A 21,170-nucleotide genomic window follows, 5' to 3' on the forward strand; every position below is an offset into this window, starting at 1 on the left:
AAGAGGATACGTGCTGAAGCGATAGCGAACCGGAAACGAGCGCCCCGCCTGGGTGGATCCGGCGCGCGGCTGGATGCGTTACCGGTACGGTCTGGCGCGGCGCGCGAGACGCATCCATGGCGAGGAAGGGAGCGTGACATGCGTTTAAGACACACGGGGGCAACGCTGGCAGGGGCGGTGGCGCTGGTCGCAATCCTGTCAGGGCCGAGCGCTGCCGGTATCGATGAGGCCGTGGTGCCGCGCAATGTTGAAAACGCCGAGCCCACCGATCTGCCGGCGGATCAGGATTTCGAGTACGGCTGGGTTGGCATTCTGGGGCTGGCGGGGCTTCTGGGCATGCGCCGCGTGCGCCGCACCGTGCGGAACAGCGCTTGATCGGGCACCGGAAGGAGCGCCGCCGGCCCGGCGCTCCTGCCCTTTGTTCTCTCTGAAAAACGTTACAGGCTCTGGCGCCGCCGTCGCAGGAAAGCCCCGAGCGGGACAAGGCCGGTCAGCAACAGAAACGCCGCGCCGGGCTCGGGCACCTGGAAGGGCGTGATCTCGCCGAACAGGCCATGCAGTTCATCCCGAAGGCCCGCCGCGAAATAGAGAGAGTTGGGATCTCCCCCCAGCCCGCCGTTGCCGAACAGAATTGCCCAAAGCCCGGCAATGTTGATGAGGCTGCCATCCGCGTGCTGCATTGCGCCTAGCTCCTCGCCGGTCTCAAGATCGTAGGCGAGGATGTAGCCGTATTCATTGTGGAAGTTCGCAACGAGGAGGGCATTGGAGAATTCCCCGAAGTCCTCCGGCGCGATGGCCACGCCCCACGGCGAGGTGAGCAGCCCGCCGCCCGTGCTGATGGTCTGGAGATACGTGCCGTCGGGCGCGAAGACGCTGACCGCGCCCATGCCCATATCCGCATTGATCGCCTGCGGTCCCGGTATGGCGTAGGTGACGTAAAGCAGCCCGTCGATGTTCTGCACGTTGAATGGCACCAGCCCGGCGGGCACGTTGGGGTCGACAAAATTCCCCGGCAGGGTGGCGGGGTTGAAGTTGGCGTCGAACACATCGATCTGCCCGGTGATGTTGTTGGGCGCATAGAGGTAATTGGCCCCGCCCGTGCTGCCGATGGCAAGCGCCGGATAGATCGCCGGGCGACCCGCATCGCCGGGCGGCACCACCTGCACCGCCTGGGTGGGATCGCCCGAACCATTCCAGGCGGACAGCGACCCGTCGAGATTGGAAAAGATGAAGGTGGCCGGGCCGGCGCTGCCGTTGTTTGGAATCTGGAAGCCGGCCGTGTCATTGAACACGATGCCGGTGGGACCGTGCGGGGGCGTCGGGTTTTGCGGAATGTTGACCACCAGCGGGTTGCCGACCGGGAAGGGCTCACCGCTGCCGGTGTAGAGGGTGGACGTGCCGGTGCCGGCGTTGGCGACCCAGAACGGCCCCGTGGGGCTGTAGGCAACGCCCCATGGGTTGATCAGGTTGGGGTCCACATGGCGGGCCGGTGCGTGGCCTTCGGCGGCAAGAGCCTCCTGGTCGTCGGTGACAAGGTTGATCTGGTTATAAACCGGCGCGGCGATGGTTGCTGGCGCAGCAAGGCTCGCCCCGCAGAGGGCGAGCGAGACGAAGGCGCGCCGGGGCCATGCGCGAAGGCGGGCGCTCAAGGAATGTGGCTGCATAATTGTCTCCGAGAATTTTTATGTTTTTTGTGAAGCACTTCGGATGAAAAGGCCGGCAAGCAAGGCGGAAGCGCCGGCAGGCCCGGCGCTTTCCTGCTGCCTTACTGTGCGCGGGTGCGCCGCCGCCGGAGCGAGAGGCCCAGCGGCACGAGGCCCGCAAGGAGAAGACCTGCCGCGCCGGGTTCGGGCACCTCGAACGGCGAGATTTCCCCGAACAGGCCGTGCAGTTCGTCGGTGAGGCCGGCAGCGAAGTAGAGGTCGTCCGGGTCGCCCCCCTATGCCGCCGTTGCCGAAGATCAGCGCCCAGAGGGCCGGGATGGTCAGCAGGCTGCCGTCAGGGTTCCGTATGGCCCCGAGCGGATCGCCGGTGTCAAAATCGTAGGCGAGGATGTAGCCGTATTCGTTGTTGAAGTTGCCGACCAAGAGCGCGTTGGAAAATTCGCCGAAGTCATCGGGCGCGACGGTGATGCCCCACGGCGAGGTGAGCAGCCCGCCGCTGGCGATCTGCTCGATGAACGTGCCGTCGGGCGCGAACACGCTCACCGCCCCGAGGCCGAGATCGGCGTTCAGCGCCTCCTGCCCCGGTATGGCGTAGGTGACGTAGAGCAGCCCGCCGATGTTCTGGATGTTGAACGGCTGGAGCCCGGCCGGAACGGTGGGGTCCACGAAGTCGCCCGTCAGGGCGACGGGGTTGAAGTCGGCGTCAAATACATCGATCTGGCCGGTCGCGCCATTGGCGGCATAGAGGTAGTTGGCCCCGCCGGTGCTGCCGGTGGCAAGGCCGGTATAGGCGGCCGGGCCGGTCGTGCCGCTTGGCACCACCGTCACCGCCTGCGTGGGGTCGCCCGTGCCGTTCCAGGCGGAAATGGAGCCGTCCAGATTGGCGAAGATGAAGGCGGCCGGACCGGTCTTGCCGCCGGAGTTGAGAACGAAGTCGCCGGTCCCGTTGAACACCTGCCCGGTGGGGCCGGTGGGCTGCATGGCGCTTTGCGGAATGTTGACCACCAGCGGGCTGCCGGTTGGAAAGGGCGTGCCCTCGCCGTCATAGAGGGTCGAGGTGCCCGTGCCCTGGTTCGAGACCCAGAAGGGCCCGCCCGCAGGGTTAAACGAAACGCCCCAGGGGTTTACCAGATTGGGGTCGACAGTATTGGCGGGGCCGAAGCCTTCCGCCGCGAGCGCGTCCTGGTCGTCAGTCACCAGGCTTTCCACTTGGTAGAGTGGCGCGGCTCCGGCGGACGGGATCGTCAGACCGGCTGCGCCGAGGAGAAACGCGGTGAGACTGCGCCCAAGCCAGTGGCGTGGACGCACGAGCATTGATTGCGCCAGCATGTGGCATCTCCCATGTTGTGCCAAAAATTGGAGTGTCAGGCCTCAACGCCGACATCACGCAACCTTGGCTCCGGCCTGGCCCCGGCGCGGGCGCTGGGCCCTTATCCATGGGGCCAAAACGGGAAACCGGTTCGCAACGAAAAGCCGCGGCAAAGGCGTGCAACCGACGCGCCGCCCGGTTTTGGCCGGGCGGGCTGGCGGGTAAACCCGGCGATCCATCCAAAGTTCCTATGATGAGGGTGCTAGATACCGTGGAATTCTGGCGGTGCCTCTTTGGGCCGGATGCGCTAGAGGAGCCCGATGGAAGCGTTTGATGTTATCATTCTAGGCGCGGGCGCGGCGGGCCTGATGTGCGCGGCGACCGCCGGCCAGCGCGGGCGGCGGGTGCTGCTGTTGGACCATGCCGACAAGGTGGGCTCGAAAATCCTCATCTCCGGCGGCGGGCGGTGCAACTTCACCAACATCGATGCGGGCGCCGACCGCTACCTGTCGCAGAACCCGCATTTCGCCAAGTCGGCGCTCAGCCGGTACGCGGCGCGCGATTTCATCGCGCTCGTCGAGAAGTACCGCATCGCCTATCACGAAAAGACCCTCGGCCAGCTGTTCTGCGACGGCTCGGCGCGGGAAATCGTCGCCATGCTGATGGAGGAGTGCGCGGCCGGTAACGTCGACGTGCGGGTGCGCCACCGGATTACGGATATTTCGGGCGGCGAGGGATTTCGCATCGAGACCGACCGGGGCGCTTTCCATGCCCCCAGCCTCGTGCTGGCGACCGGTGGGCCGTCGATCCCGAAAATGGGCGCAACCGGTTTTGCCTATCAGGTGGCGAAGCGCTTCGGCCTCAAGGTGACGGAGACGCGGCCCGCGCTGGTGCCCCTGAAGGTGGAGGCCGACCTGCTGGCCTTCTGCCAGCAGCTGGCGGGCGTGGCGGTGGATGCCATCGCCAGTTGCGGGCGGCAATCCTTCCGCGAGAACATCCTCTTCACCCACCGGGGTCTCTCCGGCCCGGCGATCCTGCAAATCTCGTCCTACTGGCGGGAGGGGCAGGCGATCACGCTTGATCTTACGCCGGGCCTGGACGCACTGGAATTCCTCAAGGCCCGCAAGCGCGAACGCCCGAAGGCGGAGCCGAAAACCGTGCTCGGCGAAATTCTGCCCGCCCGGTTGGCGACGGCGCTGGCGGAACAGCAGCTGCCCCACGGCCCCATGGCCAATCTGCCGGACAAGGTGCTCGCCAAGCTTGCGGCACAGCTGAGGGGATGGGAGATCCGCCCCTCAGGCAGCGAAGGCTACGCCAAGGCGGAGGTGACGCTGGGCGGCATCGACACAGGCGGCCTGTCATCCAAGACCATGGAGGCCAAGGCGGTGCCGGGCCTCTATGCCATCGGCGAGGCAGTGGACGTGACCGGCTGGCTCGGCGGCTACAATTTCCAGTGGGCGTGGGCCAGCGGCTGGGTGGCTGGGCAGGCGCTGTAGCGAACTTGGTAAGGGGGAACTGGCCCCACCACTCTCCCGTTCCCGATGGCTGAAGGGTCAACCCACAGCAATCGGGAGAATGAGACATGGAGAATGTTCTGGAAGGCAAGCGCGTCGCCATTTTGGCAACGGATGGCTTCGAGCAGGTGGAACTGACCGAGCCCATGCGCGCCCTGCGGGAAGCCGGCGCACGGGTGGAGGTGATCGCGCCCAAGTCCGGGTCCATTCAGGGCTATAACCACCACGACAAGGGCGACACCATCCCCGTTGATCGCCCGCTGGAAGAGGCGCGGCCGGAGAACTACGAGGCGCTGATGCTGCCGGGCGGCGTCATCAACCCGGACGCGCTGCGGCTGGAGCAACAGGCGATCGACTTCATCCGCCACTTCGTGGAGGCCCGCAAGCCCATCGCCGCCATTTGCCACGGCCCGTGGACGCTCATTAACGCCGGGGGCGTGAGCGGGCGGCGCATGACCTCGTGGCCGTCGCTGGAGGTGGACCTGCGGAACGCCGGTGCCGACTGGGTGGATCAGGCCGTGGTGGTGGATAGGGGGCTCGTTACCTCCCGCAGGCCGGGCGACCTCTCCGACTTCTGTGCCGCCATGGTGGAGGAGTTCAGCGAAGGCCGCCACGAGAACGCGCCTGGCGGCCGGGTCGGCGCAGCCCAATCCGGCGCCAGCCCGGCGAATGTACAGTAGGGTTCTGAAAAAGAAGCTTGTTTCTGCAGGGGACTCTGTCCCCTGCACCCCATCCGTTTTTTAGGGGCGCGCCAACGGTAAGGCCCGGTTCAATTTTCTGCTTTCGTAGGGCCGCATCCGTCATGCTGGGGCGGCCCTATGCGCGAAGGGGGCAGGGGGTTAAGACCCCCTGCCAGACCATTCCCTGAAGCAAATCCCTAGCAGCAGCGCCCGCCGTTGCGCCCGCAGTAGCGCGCTTCCTGGCGGTTGCGGAAGAACTCCGCCTCGCTCATCACCGGCAGGTCCGGGTGGCGCTGGGCCATGTGCTGGCAATAGGCCTCGTAGGAGGGAATGCCGATCATCAGGTTGGCGGTATCCCGCACGCCGGTGAAGAAGCGACGCAGGGCGTACTTCGGTCCGGCCGGGGGCTGGGCCCCGGCCGGGAACTGAGGAGAGGCGGCCTGTTTCATCGAGCCTTACTCCGCTGGAACGCCGGTAATTTCGGTCGTTGTCGGCCGGTCGATCCGATAAGCGCTGATGGCCGTGCGGATGCCGAAGAGCACGATCGAGATCACCACGAACAGGAACAGGATGCAGAGCCCCGCATCGATCCAGTCGTTGGTGATGACCCGCTGCATCTCCGCCAGCGACTTGGCCGGAGCCAGCACCTCGCCGCGCGCCAGGGCGTCGGAGAACTTCCGGGCGTGGGCGACAAAGCTGACCGAGGGGTCGGAGGAGATCACCTTCTGCAGGCCTGCGGTGACGGTGCACACCACCAGCCAGGCGGCGGGCAAAATGGTCACCCAGGCGAAGCGCTGCTGCTTCATGCGGAACAGCACCACCGTTGCCAGCACCAGCGCCACGGCGGCCAGCATCTGGTTGGAGATGCCGAACAGCGGCCACAAGGTGTTGACGCCGCCCAGCGGGTCGGTGACGCCCTGGTAGAGGAAATAGCCCCACGCGCCGACGCACAGCGCCGTGGCGACAAGGCCGGGGATGAATGAGGAGGTTTGCCGGAATCTGGGCGCGACGAGGCCGATGAGGTCCTGCAGCATGAAGCGTCCGGCGCGGGTGCCGGCGTCAACGGCGGTCAGGATGAACAGCGCCTCGAACAGAATGGCGAAGTGATACCAGAAGGCCTTCATCGCATCGCCGCCGACCACGTGGCTGAAGATCTCGGCCATGGCGACGGCGAGCGTCGGCGCGCCGCCGGTACGGGAGATGATGGAAGACTCGCCCACCTCCCGCGCGGTTTCGGTCAGCAGCTCGGGCGAAACCGGGAAGCCCATGGCGGTTACGGCCGCCGCCGCGCTCTCCGGCGTGGTGCCGATGAGGGCCGAGGGGCTGTTCATGGCGAAGTAGAGGCCGGGCTCGAGAATGCTCGCCCCCACCAGCGCCATGATGGCGACGAAGCTTTCCATCAGCATGCCGCCATAGCCGATGAAGGGGACATCGCTTTCGGTGGCGATGAGCTTGGGCGTGGTGCCGCTGGAGATGAGCGCGTGAAAGCCCGAGACCGCGCCGCAGGCGATGGTGATGAACAGGAATGGGAACAGGTTGCCCGACCACACCGGGCCGCCTCCGCCTGCGAACTTGGTGAGCGGGTGCATCTGGAGCGGCGGAGCCATGATGACGATGCCGATGGCGAGCGCGACGATGGCGCCGATCTTGAGGAAGGTGGAGAGGTAGTCGCGCGGGGCGAGCAGCAGCCACACCGGCAGGATGGCGGCGATGCCGCCGTAGGCAATCAGCATCCAGCACAGCTCGACCGGCGTGAAGGTAAACATGGGGCCCAGCACCGCCGATTCCGCCACGTTGCGCCCATAGACGATGGCGAGCATCAGGAGGATGAAGCCGATGATGGAAATTTCGGCCACCTTGCCGGGGCGAATGAAGCGCAGGTAAAGCCCCATGAAGATGGCGATGGGAATGGTCGCGCCTACGGTGAAGGTGCCCCATGGGCTGTCCGCCAGCGCCCGGACGACGACCAGCGCGAGCACGGCGAGGATGATGACCATAATCATGAAGGCGCCGAACAGGGCGATGGTGCCGGCCACGGCACCCATCTCCATGCGGACCAGTTCGCCGAGCGACTTGCCGTCGCGGCGCATGGAGATGAACAGCACCATGAAGTCCTGCACCGCACCGGCCAGGACCACGCCGAAGAGAATCCACAGCGTGCCGGGCAGGTAGCCCATCTGCGCCGCCAGCACCGGACCCACCAGCGGGCCCGCCCCGGCGATGGCCGCGAAGTGGTGGCCAAACAGCACGTAGCGGTTGGTGGGCACGTAATCCAGGCCGTCCGTGTGGCGCACGGCGGGCGTCGCGCGGTTGGGATCCAGCCGCATGACATGGCGGGCGATGTAAAGGGCGTAGTAGCGATAGCCAACGAGGTACAGCGAAACTGCCGCAACGACGATCCAGAGGGCGTTGACAGGCTCGCCACGATGGGTGGCGATGACGGCCAGTGCCGCCGCGGCGATCAGCGCAAGGAGCGCCCAGCCGATTTTTCCGAGCATTTGCACCGTAGGTCCCCGTATTTTTTTGTCTGTCCCGCTGGAACTAACGCCCAACAAATCGAGGAAGGCAAGGCTTTGCATAAAAAAGATAAGGCGTGCCGGTGCGGCGGAATTGTCCGGAGCGAAGCAAGGCAAGCGGAGCCTGGCGGCAAAGCGGCCGCGCGCAGGAAAAACGCCGGGGGCGGAGGTCATCTCCGCCCACCCGGCGTCGGGAAGGAAGGGTCCCCCGCTTGGGTGGGGGCCTTGATGTATATGAATTAATCCAACGCCTTGTTCAGCGCCGGCTGATGCGACTCAGGATTGGCCAGCCGGCTCTTGCGCGCGCCGTAGGCGAGATAAACCGCAACGCCGATGGCGTTCCAGATGAGGAAACGCTCCTGCGTGATGCTGGGCAGGCTGATGAAGAGGTAGACGCACCCCACGATGGCGAGGCCGCCCACCAGCCAGAACAGTGGCGCGCGGAACACGCGGGGGCGCTCCGGCTCGCGCAGGCGCAAGAGGATGAGGCACGCCCCCACCGCCGTGAACGCCGCCAGCGTGCCGGCGTTGGCCAGTTCGGCGATTTCCGCCAGCGGGAAGATGCCGGCGATGGCCGCCACCACGATGGCCGTGCCCACCGTCACTGCCACCGGCACGCCGCGCGCGTTGACCGAACCGAGGCGCGGCGGCAGCAGCCCGTCGCGCGCCATCACGAAGAAGATGCGGCTCTGGCCGAACATGAAGGCGAGGATCACCGTGGGCAGGGCGATGACCGCCACCGCGCCGATAAGCGTGGCCATCTGCGGGTGGCCGAGGGTTCGCAACACATGGGCCAACGGCTCGCCCGAGGCCGCGAATTCGGTGTAAGGCATGGCGCCGATGGCAACGGCCGCCACGCCCATGTAGAGGAGCGTGCAGACGACCATGGAGCCGATGATGCCGATGGTCAGGTCACGCCCTGGGTTCTTGGCCTCCTCGGCGGCGGTGGAGACCGCATCAAAGCCGTAGAAGGCGAAGAAGATGATGGCGGCCGCCGCCATCACGCCCTTGGCCGTGCCGGTCTCCTCGGAGGAGGCGAAGCCGTAGGGCATGAACGGCTCGAAATGCCCGGCCTGGAAGGCGGGGATCGTCAGCGCGATGAAGATGACCAGCGCCAGGATCTTGAACACCACCAGAACGGCATTGACCGAGGCACTCTCCCGCGTGCCGATCAAGAGCAGGCCCGCCACGGCGGCGATGATGAAGATGGCGGGCAGGTTGAGGATGCCCCCGGCGTGCGGCCCGGCGATGATCTCAATGGGCAGGTGGATGCCCGCCGACTGGAGAAAGCCCACCGCATAGCCGGACCAGCCGACGGCCACCGCCGAGCAGACGACGGAATATTCGAGGATGAGGCTCCAGCCGATCAGCCAGGCCAGCCCTTCGCCGAGCACGGAGTAGCTGTAGGTGTAGGCACTGCCGGAGGCCGGGATCATGGTCGCCAGCTCGGCATAGGCGAGGGCGACGCACACGCACACGAGGCCGGCGATGAAAAAGGCCAGGATGACGGCGGGCCCGGCGCGGTCCGCGCCGACGCCGATTAGGGTGTAGATGCCGGTGCCGACGATCGCGCCGACGCCGAGGCCGACAAGGTGCGGCCAGCTCAGCGAGCGGCGCAGGCGCTGCCCGTGCCCGGGTGCGTCCACCATATCGATCGCCTTGCGGCGGGTCAGGAAGGTCATTCAGTTCCCCCGATTTGGTTGAGGATTTGCGAGGCGCCGTCCGGCCCTTGGGGCGGCGGAGGCACTGTTGCTCATGGAAAGGGAGTATAGCGGCCCGAATGGCCGGTCGAGAAATTTTATTTCAGGGACGAATGGCGACCGGGGGCGTGGCCCCTGCGGTTATCCGCCGCCCGAAAAAAAGCCCCGGCCGTGAGGCCGGGGCACCAGGTCTGCTTTCTCCGGCGTGGGATGGGCGCTCTGCCGGGGAGTGGTCGAACCTTGGCAGAGCGCCTGTTGCGGGGCCTTGGGGTGCGGAAGGCCCACCCCTCGTTTCCCCCACGCCGACGGCTCTTACGGCCGAGGCAGACCCTGTTCCGGCCAGCCCAGCTTGGCCTTTTCCGCCCGGACCATCTCGGCCACGTCGGCCAGCAGCTTCTTGGCGTCGTAAACGATGCCATCCTTCACCGTGTAGCTGACGCCGCCCACCCGCTCGAGCTTCTGGGTCTTCTCGTTCAGGCGCAGATGGCCCGTGCCGTAGAGCGTCTTGAAGTTCTGGAGCGGGTTCTCCTTCACGATGACGAGGTCCGCCAGCTTGCCGACGCGCACGGTGCCGATCGGCGGCACGGGCTTGCCCTTGGGCTCATAGAGGGTGAGGGCGCCGTTGAGCGTGGCCGCCGTCACCACCTGCGACGGGTTGAACCCGGCTTCCTGCAGCAGCTCCAGCTCCTCGATGTAGCCGAAGCCGTAGGTCTTGAAGATGAAGCCGGAGTCCGAGCCAGTGGTCACGCGCCCGCCGATGTTCTTGTAGTCGTTCAGAAGGCGCATGTACTTGTGGTAGAAGTTCTTCCACTTGACTTCCCGGGCCGTGGTCCAGTCGAAGAAATAGGAGCCGTGGTTTTCGCGGGACGACTGGTAGAAGTACCACAGCTGCGGCATGGTATAGATTTCGTGCCAGTCCGCGTTGCGGGCGTGCATCAGGTCCCGCGAGGCCGCGTAGATCGTCATGGTCGGGTCGAACGTGACGCCGTTCTTCTTCTGCTCCTCGAGGTAGGCCCACCACTGCTTGCTGCCGGGAGCGAAGCTCTCCTTCGCCAGGTTGGCCACATTGCCGAAGCGATCCTGCTCGTCCTGGTAATTGTAATCGACCGGCCAGTCCTGAATGGGGCCGTTCTTCAGCAGGGATTCGAAGTGGCCGTAGAAGTGGGTGACGGTCCCCAAGCCCGCCCGGCCTGCTTGCAGCGCGCTCATGCGGCCGACGCCGATCTGCGACAGGTGGGCGGTGGTGCCGAGGCCCTGCTTCTTGGCCTCGTCGAAGATGGCTTCAAGAACCTCCGGCGGCTGGTTGGGATCGGCGGCGAGCTTGATGCCGTCAATGCCCTGCTTGGCCGCCCAGCGCACCCATTCGCGCGCCTTCTCCGGCGTGTTGGTAAGGCCGCCGGTCCAGCCCTTGCCATTGCCGGGCCGCTGGTAGACGAAGATGCGCGGCGCGACGATCTCGTTGCGGGCCGAGCGGGCGCGTTCGCTGAGCGACGTTTCCATGTCCGCCAGCTCGACGCCGCGCACGGTGGTGACGCCATGGGCCAGCCACAGCTTGTAGGAGTAGCTGAGGTCCGGCGCCTTGTCGTTGGTCGAGCCGTGCACGTGCAGATCGATGAAGCCCGGCAGCACGTACATGCCGGTGGCGTCCAGCTCGTAATCGAAGTCGCGCGGCTCGCGGCTGTCCTTCAGCGGCAGGCCGGGCGTTCCGGCGACGCGGATATCGGTGATGACGTTGTTCTCGATGATGATATCCACCGGGCCGCGCGGCGGCGCGCCGCTGCCGTCGATGAGGGTGACGCCCCGGATCACCATTTTCTTGAACGGGCCGACGCCTTCGCCGGCCTTGCGGGCCGGCGCGGGCGTGGTGCCCGCACGGCCCTCGATCTTGGCAGGCGCCGGCACCTTGGTGAGGTCGGCGAACTGGCCCATGGCCGTGCTTGCGGCGGCGAGTGTCGCGCACACGGCCGTGCCGGCCAATACGGCGCGGCGGAGTGTTGCATAGGTCTTTTTCATCTTACCCCCGTTTGATGTTTCCAAATCAAAGCCCGTAAGAGCGGGGCGCCCCCGAATGGGAGCGTCCCGCTCCTGCTCAGTTGAACTTCTTCATCAGGCTGATGCCGAACGTGCGCGGCGCGGCGCTGAACACGGTGGTCTTGCCGCCGGTGTTCGAGCTGGAGCCCCGGCTGTTGACGGCCGCAGCGTTGAAGATGTTGTTGACGAACAGGTAGGCGCTCCAGTCCCCGTCCGGCGACTGGATGCCGAAGCGGGCGTTCACCAGTTCGTAGGCGTCTACCTTGCGGCGGTAGGTATCGAGCGGGCTCAGCGTGCTGTATGACGAGCTGGTGTGGGCCGCATCCATTCGCACCAGGCCGTCGATGGCGTCGTTCACCGGCCAGGTGTACTCCGCCGTGCCGCTGAGGCTCCACTTGGGCACGTAGGCGAGCCGGTCACCCTTGCGGCCGTTGGCCACCACCACCTCGCTCACCTGGTCTTCCGACAGGCGGGCATCGGTGTAGCCTAGGTTGCTGCTGAGCGAGAGGCCGGGCAGCGGCGTCGCGGACAGCTCCGCCTCGATGCCTTCGATGCGGGCCGCGCCGGCATTGGCGATGAGACCGAACACCGAGCCGGTGCCGGAGGTGCGGGCCGAGACCTGCAGATTATCCCAATCGATGCGGTAGCCGGTGAGGTTGAAGTAGACGCCCGGCATCACCCGGCTCTTCATGCCCAGCTCGTAGTTCCACAGGCTGTCGGACGAGTAGGCGGCCAGCGCCGCCGGCAGGCCGATCACCTGGTTGACGCCGCCCGGGCGGAAGCCTTCGGCGGCCTGGGCGTAGATCATGAAGTTCGGGCTGAACTCATAGGAGACGTTGACCTTGTGTACGAAGCCGTCCTCCTTCGAGCGCGACTCCTGATAGGGCGTGATGCGGGAGACGTAGTGCTCCTGCCCCTTGTCCACCTGGCCGCCCACCTTCTTCTTGTACTCGTAGTAACGGGTGCCGAGCGTCAGGGTGAGCTGATCGAAGAACTTGTACGACGCCTCGGCGAAGGCGGCCTTCTGGTTCAGGTCATCGAAGATGGTGCGATCGTAGAAGATGTTCTCGTCCACGAAGTCCTGCAGCCGGCCGGTGTTGGGATCGGCCGTCAGCAGGGTGGAGCGCACCACCGTCTCGCGGTCCTGCACGAATGCGCCCACCGTCCAGTTGAACGGCCCGTTGCCGGTGGAGCTGAGGCGCAGCTCGTTGGTCCAGCTCTTCACCGATTGCGGCTGGTAAAGGCTGGAGAACAGGATACGACGGGTGTCGGCGAGATAATCGGCCAGCACATCGTCCGAGCACACGGCCGTCACGTCGCGCAGGCGATAGCGGGCGCACCCGGCGGCCGTATCGCGGCCGTTGAAGGTGTCGCTCACGTCGCCCACCACGATACGGTCGCGGTCGAAGTAGGTGGAGACCGCCGTCAGGGCGACCGGACCGAAGTCGTAATTTAGCGTCGCGCTGTAGATGCGGTTCTCGTCGTAGTTGCCCGATTCCGAGCGGCCGTCGGTGACGTAGCGCTGGCCGGTCTCGGCGATCCAGCGCTGGCTGTCGGTCGCCACCTTCTCGTAGTAGGCGGCGAGATCGATGGTCAGCGCCTCGGTTGGCGTGAAGCGCACCAGCGCACGGCCGCCGTAGCTCTTGCCGTCGTTGATGTCCTCGTCGCCGTAGTAGATGTTGTCCACATACCCGGCGAACCGGTTGTAGTTGCCGACGATACGCACGGCCAGCTTGTCGGTGACGATGGGCGCATTGACCATGGCGTCGACCGAGGCGCCCAGGTCGCCGCTTTTCACGGACGAGAGGGTGCTGGCGAAGGCAGCCTCCCAGTTTTCCGCATTGGGCTTGTTGTAGATGACGCGCACCGTGCCGCCCATGGAGCCCGAGCCATAGAGCGTGCCTTGCGGTCCGCGCAGAATCTCCGCCCGTTCCACATCGAACATGCGTAGGTCTGGCGTGGAGCCGGCCGCGTCGCTGGTGGTGCCCACCGATCCGGAAACCGGCGATTCATCGAAGTAAACGCCGACGGTCGGTTCGCCCGCCGCCGTCACGCCGCGCAGGATGACGCGCCGGTTGCCTGGGCCGCTGTCAACGATACGCAGGCTTGGCGTGTTGCGGGTCAGGTCGGTGATGTTGGTGTTGCCGGCCCGCTGGAGGTTGTCGCCGGTGACGGCCGAAATAGCCAGCGGCGTGTCTTGAAGGCGCGTATCGCGCTTTAGCGCGGTAACGACGATTTCGCCTTCATTTCCGGCACCGGTACCCTGTTGGGCCGCTGCGGGATGAAGCATAGTCGCGGTTGCGACGCCGGCCAGAAAAACAGCCTTGCCGGTATACATAAGCAACGATTTTACAGGAAAACTTGCTCGACTATGTACCATGGATTTGCCCCTGTTCCTCTCCCAAATCCACTCCCCTTCAGGATTTTTTGTAATTTTCCTGAATTATTCGACGGTATCACTCAGAATGCCGAATGTGCTTCGCTTTTACTGAACTTAAAAAAATTATCTTCGCCGCCGGGCCGAAAATTTGGTTAAAAAATCAAGGAAATTCGGAGGATTGAGTTAAGAGGCAATGTTGGTTTCAAATGAAATATTAACGAGTTCTTGTAATGATATAATGTATTGCGGTTATAATTACTTGCCGGTCTACCTATTTTTCGGCGGAAATGCGGCTTTTCCGTCGGGTCCGGCCAGGCGTTAAGCCTGTGTCGATCCGAAAAATTGTGTATGGAAGGCTCGTTCAGGCGGGCTCATTGGTCAGGGGTATTGCTGATATGGCTACCGGTCCGGATCTGTTGCTGATTGCCGATGTTCCGCCCGCGCTTCAGGAGGCGCTGTCCCGCCGCTTTACCGTTCATCGCGATCCGGCCGCGTGCCCGGAGGCGCGGGCGGTCGTCGGCAGTGGCATGAGCCGTATCGACGCGGAAATGATCGCACGCCTGCCGAAGCTGGAGATTATTGCCATCCACGGCGTGGGGCATGACGGCATTGATCTGGAGGCGGCGCGGGCGCGCGGCATCCGTGTGACCATCACCGCCGATGTGCTCACCGACGACGTGGCGGACCTTGCCATGGCGCTGCTGCTGGCGGCGCAGCGGCGGGTGGTGATCAACGACCGATTGGTGCGCTCCGGCGTGTGGCGGGTGCCGCTCGGCCAGCGGGTGAGCGGCCGTTGCATCGGCATTTTCGGCATGGGGGCCATCGGGCAGGCGATCGCGCGCCGGGCGGAGCCCTTCGCCGCCGAAGTGCTCTACACCGCCCGCACGGCCAAGCCGGACCTGCCGTGGCGGTTCGTGGACGACATCGAGGCGCTGGCGCGGGAAAGCGACGTGCTCATCATCGCCGCGGCCGGCGGCGCGGGCACGGAGCGGGCGGTCAATGCCCGCGTGCTCGACCTGCTCGGCCCTGCCGGTGTCCTTATCAACATCGCCCGCGGCTCGATCGTCGATGAAGCCGCCCTGATCGCGGCGCTGCAAGAAGGGCGCATCGCGGGCGCGGGGCTGGACGTGTTCGCGCATGAGCCCGACGTGCCCGAGGCGCTGCGGGCGATGGAGCAGGTTGTGCTCGCGCCCCATCAGGGCAGCGCGACCGTGCAGGCGCGGGCGGCCATGGCCGAACTGGTGCTTACCAATCTGGAGGCTCACTTCGCAGGCCAGCCGCTGCCGACGCCGCTGGTGTGAGGCTCTCGCCGCTGTGGCTGTCCTTACGAGCGCAGGCGAAATGCGCCCGTCCGCGAGCGCCCGGGCCACAAGAGCCAGCGTCTCCTCCGGGCCGCATGCGCCGGTTTCGATCATATGGTGTTCAAGCGCGCCCGGCGGGCCGGTCAGGATGAGGATGCTGCCCGGAAGGTCCTGCATGCGCGCATCATGCCCCGGTCTTCAGCGTCGGCACAGAGGCCTGGTGCATCAGCGGCTTCGGGTCGTGTCGGGGATCGGCAGGGGTGAAAAAGCCCGGCTCACTGCAGGATCATGGCGGAGAGGGGGGGATTCGAACCCCCGATACGGTTGCCCGTATGCCGCATTTCGAGTGCGGTGCTTTCAACCACTCAGCCACCTCTCCGTGGTTTACCTGGGTGCCGCAGAGGGGCGCCCGGTTGAGCGAGCCGCGTACATAAGCCAAGGCAGGGCCCTTGTGAAGCCCCAGTTTGAGCCCTGGGCTGCAATTCTCTGCCCAGGGTAGGAAAAGCCCGCATTGAAAGGGTCTTTGCCGGTTTGCGGGCGTATATGCCTTATCCGGGCCGCGTCCCGGGTCTCCAGGCCGCAAGGGGCGGGCCGGGGGTTAAAACGGCCCTGTCTCGCTCCTATATCGGTCTTGAGGTCTCAACTTGGGTCAAACCCGTCGGTTCGAAAGGATCGGCATATGGAAAAGACACAACTGGGAAATACGGAACTCAAGACGGCGGCGTTTCGCATTGGACAGGTGGTGCGCCACCGCTTTTACCCATTCCGGGGCGTCATCTTCGACGTGGACCCGGAATTCAGCAACCCCGAGGAGTGGTGGCTCGCCATTCCGGAAGACCTGCGCCCGGACAAGGACCAGCCCTTTTATCACCTGCTGGCCGAAGCCGAGGAAAGCGATCAGTCCAGCTACATCGCCTATGTGAGCCAGCAGAACCTGGTGGAAGACGATTCGCGCGAGCCGGTGGCTCATCCGGCGATCCCCCAGGTGTTCTCAGGTTTCCACGATGGCCAGTATCAGTTGCGGCCCGAACGGGCGAACTGATGGCATGCTGATGGAATTTGGCGGCCCCGCCGCCTGAGAGGCGCCCTTGCGGAGCAGTTTTTGCCCTGCAAGGGCGCTTTTCGTTGAAGGATCGGGACTTCTTCGATTACAGAGGCGGCAAGGCTTGGTGACAAAATCGCAATTCACGGGGCGCGATTGCCTCCCTTATTGTGATTGCGTCAACAAGCGGTTGACTCATTGTCAACGCTCAGTATAAGTCCGCGCTTCCAAGGATCGGCCGCCGGGACCCGAGTGCGTCCTGCTGTGCCGCCCAACGAATGAGAAGGTTTGAGCCATGTACGCTGTGGTGCGCACGGGTGGTAAGCAATACCGGGTCGCCGCCAACGACCAGATCACGGTCGAGAAGCTGGCCGGCGAGGCTGGTGCGACCGTTACCCTGTCCGATGTCCTGATGGTTGGCGAAGGCGCCGACGTGAAGCCGGGTTCCGGCGTTACTGTCACCGCCGAGATCGTCGATCAGACGAAGGGCGACAAGGTCATCGTTTTCAAGAAGCGTCGTCGGCACAACTATCGGCGCAAGCAGGGTCACCGTCAGCAGCTGACGGTCCTCAAGATCACTGCAATCGGCTAAGTCAGAGGAGACTGAGTCATGGCACATAAAAAAGCAGGCGGCTCCTCGCGTAACGGTCGCGATTCCGCTGGCCGTCGTCTTGGCGTGAAGAAGTTCGGCGGTGAGCGCGTTATTGGCGGCAACATCATCGTGCGCCAGCGCGGCACCAAGTTCCACCCGGGCCGCAATGTCGGCCTCGGCAAGGATCACACGATCTTCTCGCTCATCGAGGGCACCGTGTCGTTCCATGAAGGCAAGCTTGGTCGCCAATACGTCAGCGTCGACCCGATGCCGATTGCAGCCGAGTAAAGCGCGGCCTGCATGAACGTCCGGGTCGCCGAAAGATGGTGACCCAGACGAGATTTTCCGGAGAGGGAGATGGGTCACCATCTCCCTCTTTGCATTTTGCCTCCCTCTCCCCACGTGTAACGGCGGGAGAGATCCATGTTCATTCGTACGTATCGGTTGCTGCTCAGACCCCCATGGCCTGAAGACGCGGCCGCCATCACGGCGTGCCTGGCGGATGGCGTCGTGGCGCGCAATACAGCGCAGGTTCCGCACCCTTACGGCCTTGAGGATGCGAAGGCGTTCATCGACCGGTGCGAAGCGGCGGAGCCGCAGCCGACCTTCGTGATTCTCGGCCGCGAGGGCGATGACGCGCCGCTGGCGGGGTGTATCGGCCTGTTCCGCAGCCCAGAGGCGGGGGCAGAGGCCGGCGCATGGGAACTGGGCTACTGGATCGGCAAGGACTGGTGGGGCCGGGGCTATGCCACCGAGGCCGCCAAGGCGGTGCTGGAGCTGGCATTCCTGGGGCTGAGGCTGCCGCGCGTCGTTGCTGGCCATTTCATCGACAATCCCGCGTCCGGGCGTGTGCTGGAGAAGCTGGGCTTCACGGAGACGGGGATATCCAAGCGCCATTGCCTGGCGCGCAATTGCGATGTCGACTGCCGAAACGTGGCGTTGACGCGGGAGGCCTGGCTCGCCCATAGAGCTGGGCAAGTGGAGATGCACGCGGCATGAAATTTCTCGATCAGTGCAAGATTTACCTCAAGTCCGGCGATGGCGGCGATGGCTGCGTGTCGTTCCGGCGCGAGAAGTTCATCGAGTTCGGCGGGCCGGACGGCGGTGACGGCGGCAAGGGCGGCGACGTCATCATCGAGTGCGTCGACGGCCTCAATACGCTGATCGACTACCGCTATACCCAGCACTTCCGGGCCGAGCGCGGGCACCACGGCATGGGCCGCAACCGCACCGGCGCGGGCGGGCAGGATCTGGTGCTGAAGGTTCCAGCGGGCACCCAGGTGCTCTCGGACGACCGGGAACACGTTCTGGCTGACCTTACCGAGCCCGGCCAGCGCATCGTGCTGCTGCGCGGCGGCGACGGCGGCAAGGGCAACACCCACTTCAAGAGCGCCACCAACCGTGCGCCGCGCAAGTTCATCCCCGGCTTTCCGGGCGAGGAGATGTGGGTGTGGCTGCGCCTGAAGCTGATCGCGGACGCGGGGCTCCTCGGCCTGCCCAACGCGGGCAAGAGTACTTTCATCAACGCGGTTTCCAACGCCAAGGCCAAGGTGGGGGATTACCCCTTCACCACGCTGAAGCCGCAGCTGGGCGTCGTGCGCCACAAGGCGCGCGAGTTCGTGCTGGCGGACATCCCCGGCCTCATCAAGGGCGCGGCGGAAGGCGTTGGCATCGGCGATCGTTTCCTCGGACACATCGAGCGCTGCCGGGTGCTCCTGCATCTGGTCGACGGCGCGGCGGAGAGCCCCACCAAGGCCTACCGCACCGTGCGGCGCGAGCTGGAAATGTACGGCGCGGGGCTTGAGGACAAGCCCGAGATCGTCGCGCTCAGCAAGGTGGATACGCTGGACGAGGCCGCGCGCAAGCGCCGCCAGCAGGCGCTGTCCAAGGCCATCGGCAAGCCGGTCTATCTGCTCTCCGCCGCCACCGGCGAGGGGCTGGAGCCGGTGCTCGATATGCTGATCGAAACGGTGGGCCGTGCCGTGCCTGAGGAAACGGAAACCGCATGGTCGCCCCTGTAGATCTGTTCGCCCCGCAGCGCTGCCCGCGCCTCGTCGTCAAGATCGGCTCCTCGCTGCTGGTGACGCCGGAAGGGCAGGTTCGCCGCCAATGGCTCGAAGGGCTGGTGGCCGAACTGGCGGCCCGCCGCAGCGCGGGGCAGCAGATTTTGGTGGTCTCCTCCGGCGCAATCGCGCTGGGGGCCCGCCGCCTGCACATGCCCAAGGGCGGCCGGGCCAGCCTTGAGGACGCGCAGGCCAGCGCCGCCGTCGGGCAGATCGAGCTGGCGCAGGTCTATGCCGAGCTGTTCGCCGCCCACGGCATCCAGGCGGCCCAGCTGCTGCTGACGTTGCAGGATCTGGAGGACCGCCGCCGCTACCTCAATGTGCGCGCCACCGCCGGACGGCTTGTGGAAGCCGGGGCCATCCCCATCATCAATGAGAACGACACTGTAACGACTGCCGAGATCCGCTTCGGCGACAACGACCGGCTCGCTGCCCGCGTGGGACAGGCGGTGGAGGCGGGCGGCGTCATCCTGCTGTCGGACATCGATGGCCTGTTCACCGGCGATCCCAAGCGGGACCCCACTGCCCGACTGATCCCGGTGGTGCCCCAGCTGACCCCCGAGATCGAGGTGATGGCGGGGGGCGTCGGCGCGTCCGGCATGGGCTCAGGCGGCATGGTCTCCAAGCTTCAGGCGGCGCGCATTGCATCAAGCGGCGGCTGCCATATGGCCATCATCTCCGGCAAGGTGGACCAGCCGCTCACCCGCTTCGAGGTGGAGGGCATCGGCACGGTGTTCCCGGCCCCCGAATCCGCTCCGGCCGCGCGCAAGCGCTGGCTCGCCGGGCGGCTGAAGGTGGCGGGACGGCTTGTCATCGACGACGGCGCGGTCGAGGCCCTGCTGCACGGCCGCAGCCTGCTGCCCGCGGGCGTGCGCGCGGTCGAGGGGCCGTTCGAGCGCGGCGACGTGGTGGACATCACTGCCCTCAACGGCCGGGTGGTGGCGCGGGGGCTCTCCAGCTACCATGCCGGGGAGGCTGCGCGCCTGTGCGGGCGCAAAAGCCATGAGATCGAGGCTATTCTGGGCTATGCTCCCCGGGCCGCCCTCGTGCACCGCGATGACATGGTGATCCTATGAACCAGATGACCGCCGTTTCCGACACTGGCCAGTCCTCCGATCCCGTCCGGCTCGTGCGGGACATGGCGCTGGCCGCCCGCAATGCGGTGCAGGCACTGGGCCTTGCCTCTGCCGAGATCAAGAACGCCGCCATCCGTGCCGCCGCCGCGCGCTTGCGCGCGGGCGAGGCGGAGATTCTCGCCGCCAATGCCAAGGATATGGAGGCAGGTCGGGCCAAGGGGTTGACCAATGCCATGCTCGACCGGTTGGCGCTCACGCCCGCCCGCATCGAGGGCATCGCCAAGGGGCTGGAGGCGGTCGCTGACTTGGCCGATCCTATTGGCCGGGTGCAGTCCAGCTGGACGCGCCCCAACGGCCTCGTCATCGAGCGGGTTTCCGTGCCGCTGGGTGTCATCGGTGTCATCTATGAGAGCCGCCCCAACGTGACGGCGGATGCAGGTGCGCTGACCCTGAAGGCGGGCAACGCGGTCATCCTGCGCGGCGGCTCCGAATCCATCCATTCGTCCAAGGCCATTCACGCCTGCCTCGTCGAGGGCCTGCGCGCGGCGGGCCTGCCTGAAGCCGCGATCCAGCTGGTGCCGACCACGGACCGGGCCGCCGTCGGGGCCATGCTGACGGCGGTGAACCTCATCGACATCATCGTGCCGCGCGGTGGCAAGTCGCTGGTAGCGCGGGTGCAGGAAGAGGCCCGGGTGCCCGTGTTCGCGCACCTCGAGGGTATCTGCCACACCTACCTCGACAAGGCGGCCGATCTCAACATGGCCCGCGAAATCGTGCTCAACGCCAAGCTGCGCCGCACCGGCATTTGTGGTGCGACCGAGACCCTGCTCATCGACCGCGCAGGCGCCGACCGACTGGTGAAGCCGGTGATCGAGGCGCTGTTGGCTGCCGGCTGTGAGATTCGGGCGGAAGCCGAACTGCGAGGCCTCGATGCCCGCATCAAGCCCGCTTCAGAAGAGGACTGGGTGACCGAGTATCTGGACGCCATTCTGTCGGTGAAGCTGGTGGATGGGGTCGAGGGCGCGATCGCGCACGTCAACCGCTATGGCTCGCACCATACGGACAGCATCATCACGGGCGATGCGGACGCCGCTGCGAAGTTCCTGCGAGAGGTGGATTCGGCCATCGTCGTCCACAACGCCTCCACCCAGTTCGCCGATGGCGGCGAGTTCGGCTTCGGCGCGGAAATCGGCATCTCGACGGGCCGCATCCATGCCCGCGGCCCGGTGGGCGTCGAGCAGCTAACCACCTACAAATACGTGGTGCGCGGCGAAGGCCAGACGCGTCCCGCGTGAGCGCGCC

The 21,170-nt window shown here is 65.7% G+C and carries 18 protein-coding genes and 1 tRNA gene; 11 read left to right on the forward strand and 8 right to left on the reverse strand.

Annotation, left to right across the window (positions count from 1 at the left end; genetic code table 11):
- The first annotated feature begins 138 nt into the window (after window positions 1-138).
- Window positions 139-375 (forward strand): WGxxGxxG family protein, encoded by a 237-nt coding sequence (locus L0C21_RS04375; RefSeq protein WP_259277200.1) that lies wholly within the window; start codon window positions 139-141, stop codon window positions 373-375.
- Between the two features lie 62 nt (window positions 376-437).
- Here L0C21_RS04375 and L0C21_RS04380 read toward each other — a convergent pair whose 3' ends face one another.
- Window positions 438-1,664: a TIGR03118 family protein gene (locus L0C21_RS04380; protein WP_259277201.1), complete on the reverse strand. Its 1,227-nt coding sequence runs from the start codon at window positions 1,662-1,664 to the stop codon at window positions 438-440.
- A gap of 18 nt (window positions 1,665-1,682) precedes the next feature.
- Window positions 1,683-2,993, reverse strand: a complete 1,311-nt coding sequence (locus L0C21_RS04385; protein WP_259277202.1) for a TIGR03118 family protein — start codon at window positions 2,991-2,993, stop codon at window positions 1,683-1,685.
- 300 nt (window positions 2,994-3,293) lie between these two features.
- Here L0C21_RS04385 and L0C21_RS04390 point away from each other — a divergent pair, with 300 nt between their 5' ends.
- Window positions 3,294-4,469 (forward strand): BaiN/RdsA family NAD(P)/FAD-dependent oxidoreductase, encoded by a 1,176-nt coding sequence (locus tag L0C21_RS04390; RefSeq protein ID WP_259277203.1) that lies wholly within the window; start codon window positions 3,294-3,296, stop codon window positions 4,467-4,469.
- Between the two features lie 86 nt (window positions 4,470-4,555).
- Complete coding sequence (locus tag L0C21_RS04395) at window positions 4,556-5,167, forward strand: type 1 glutamine amidotransferase domain-containing protein (protein WP_259277204.1); 612 nt, start codon at window positions 4,556-4,558, stop codon at window positions 5,165-5,167.
- A 197-nt stretch (window positions 5,168-5,364) separates the two neighbouring features.
- Here the strand turns inward: L0C21_RS04395 and L0C21_RS04400 are convergent, their stop codons facing one another.
- The 5 genes from L0C21_RS04400 to L0C21_RS04420 all read right to left on the reverse strand — a co-directional run bounded on the left by L0C21_RS04400 (window position 5,365) and on the right by L0C21_RS04420 (window position 13,704).
- Window positions 5,365-5,616 (reverse strand): YbdD/YjiX family protein, encoded by a 252-nt coding sequence (locus L0C21_RS04400; protein ID WP_310593351.1) that lies wholly within the window; start codon window positions 5,614-5,616, stop codon window positions 5,365-5,367.
- Window positions 5,617-5,622: 6 nt separating this feature from the next.
- Entirely contained in the window at window positions 5,623-7,665 is a 2,043-nt protein-coding gene (locus L0C21_RS04405) for a carbon starvation CstA family protein (RefSeq protein ID WP_259277205.1), read from the reverse strand.
- Between the two features lie 257 nt (window positions 7,666-7,922).
- On the reverse strand, window positions 7,923-9,365 hold the full coding sequence (locus tag L0C21_RS04410; RefSeq protein WP_259277206.1) for an amino acid permease: 1,443 nt from the start codon (window positions 9,363-9,365) through the stop codon (window positions 7,923-7,925).
- Window positions 9,366-9,695: 330 nt separating this feature from the next.
- On the reverse strand, window positions 9,696-11,312 hold the full coding sequence (locus L0C21_RS04415) for an amidohydrolase family protein (protein ID WP_259278817.1): 1,617 nt from the start codon (window positions 11,310-11,312) through the stop codon (window positions 9,696-9,698).
- A 160-nt stretch (window positions 11,313-11,472) separates the two neighbouring features.
- Window positions 11,473-13,704 carry a TonB-dependent receptor gene (locus L0C21_RS04420; RefSeq protein ID WP_259277207.1) on the reverse strand — a complete coding sequence of 744 codons (2,232 nt, stop codon included), beginning with the start codon at window positions 13,702-13,704 and terminating at the stop codon, window positions 11,473-11,475.
- Between the two features lie 485 nt (window positions 13,705-14,189).
- On the opposite strand from L0C21_RS04420, the gene L0C21_RS04425 reads away from it, so the two are divergent.
- On the forward strand, window positions 14,190-15,095 hold the full coding sequence (locus tag L0C21_RS04425; RefSeq protein WP_259277208.1) for a 2-hydroxyacid dehydrogenase: 906 nt from the start codon (window positions 14,190-14,192) through the stop codon (window positions 15,093-15,095).
- 289 nt (window positions 15,096-15,384) lie between these two features.
- On the opposite strand, the gene L0C21_RS04430 is transcribed toward L0C21_RS04425, so the two are convergent.
- Window positions 15,385-15,474 (reverse strand) — tRNA-Ser (locus L0C21_RS04430).
- A 300-nt stretch (window positions 15,475-15,774) separates the two neighbouring features.
- On the opposite strand from L0C21_RS04430, the gene hspQ reads away from it, so the two are divergent.
- The 7 genes from hspQ (at window position 15,775) to L0C21_RS04465 (ending at window position 21,163) form a co-directional block, all read left to right on the forward strand.
- Window positions 15,775-16,137 (forward strand): heat shock protein HspQ, encoded by a 363-nt coding sequence (hspQ, locus tag L0C21_RS04435; RefSeq protein WP_259277209.1) that lies wholly within the window; start codon window positions 15,775-15,777, stop codon window positions 16,135-16,137.
- A gap of 295 nt (window positions 16,138-16,432) precedes the next feature.
- Window positions 16,433-16,729: a 50S ribosomal protein L21 gene (gene rplU / locus L0C21_RS04440; RefSeq protein ID WP_259277210.1), complete on the forward strand. Its 297-nt coding sequence runs from the start codon at window positions 16,433-16,435 to the stop codon at window positions 16,727-16,729.
- A gap of 18 nt (window positions 16,730-16,747) precedes the next feature.
- Window positions 16,748-17,017, forward strand: a complete 270-nt coding sequence (gene rpmA, locus L0C21_RS04445) for a 50S ribosomal protein L27 (protein WP_259277211.1) — start codon at window positions 16,748-16,750, stop codon at window positions 17,015-17,017.
- A gap of 135 nt (window positions 17,018-17,152) precedes the next feature.
- Window positions 17,153-17,728 carry a GNAT family N-acetyltransferase gene (locus L0C21_RS04450; protein ID WP_259277212.1) on the forward strand — a complete coding sequence of 192 codons (576 nt, stop codon included), beginning with the start codon at window positions 17,153-17,155 and terminating at the stop codon, window positions 17,726-17,728.
- The gene (obgE, locus tag L0C21_RS04455; protein ID WP_259277213.1) at window positions 17,725-18,750 is read left to right on the forward strand and encodes a GTPase ObgE; all 1,026 of its coding nucleotides are present in this window, start codon (window positions 17,725-17,727) and stop codon (window positions 18,748-18,750) included. The genes L0C21_RS04450 and obgE overlap by 4 nt, the downstream gene beginning before the upstream one ends.
- The gene (gene proB / locus L0C21_RS04460; RefSeq protein ID WP_259277214.1) at window positions 18,735-19,868 is read left to right on the forward strand and encodes a glutamate 5-kinase; all 1,134 of its coding nucleotides are present in this window, start codon (window positions 18,735-18,737) and stop codon (window positions 19,866-19,868) included. The genes obgE and proB overlap by 16 nt, the downstream gene beginning before the upstream one ends.
- Window positions 19,865-21,163 (forward strand): glutamate-5-semialdehyde dehydrogenase, encoded by a 1,299-nt coding sequence (locus L0C21_RS04465; protein WP_259277215.1) that lies wholly within the window; start codon window positions 19,865-19,867, stop codon window positions 21,161-21,163. Before proB ends, L0C21_RS04465 begins: the two co-directional genes overlap by 4 nt.
- Window positions 21,164-21,170 lie beyond the last annotated feature (7 nt).

It is taken from the genome of Pedomonas mirosovicensis, assembly GCF_022569295.1.
Classification (GTDB): Bacteria; Pseudomonadota; Alphaproteobacteria; order Sphingomonadales; family Sphingomonadaceae; genus Pedomonas; species Pedomonas mirosovicensis.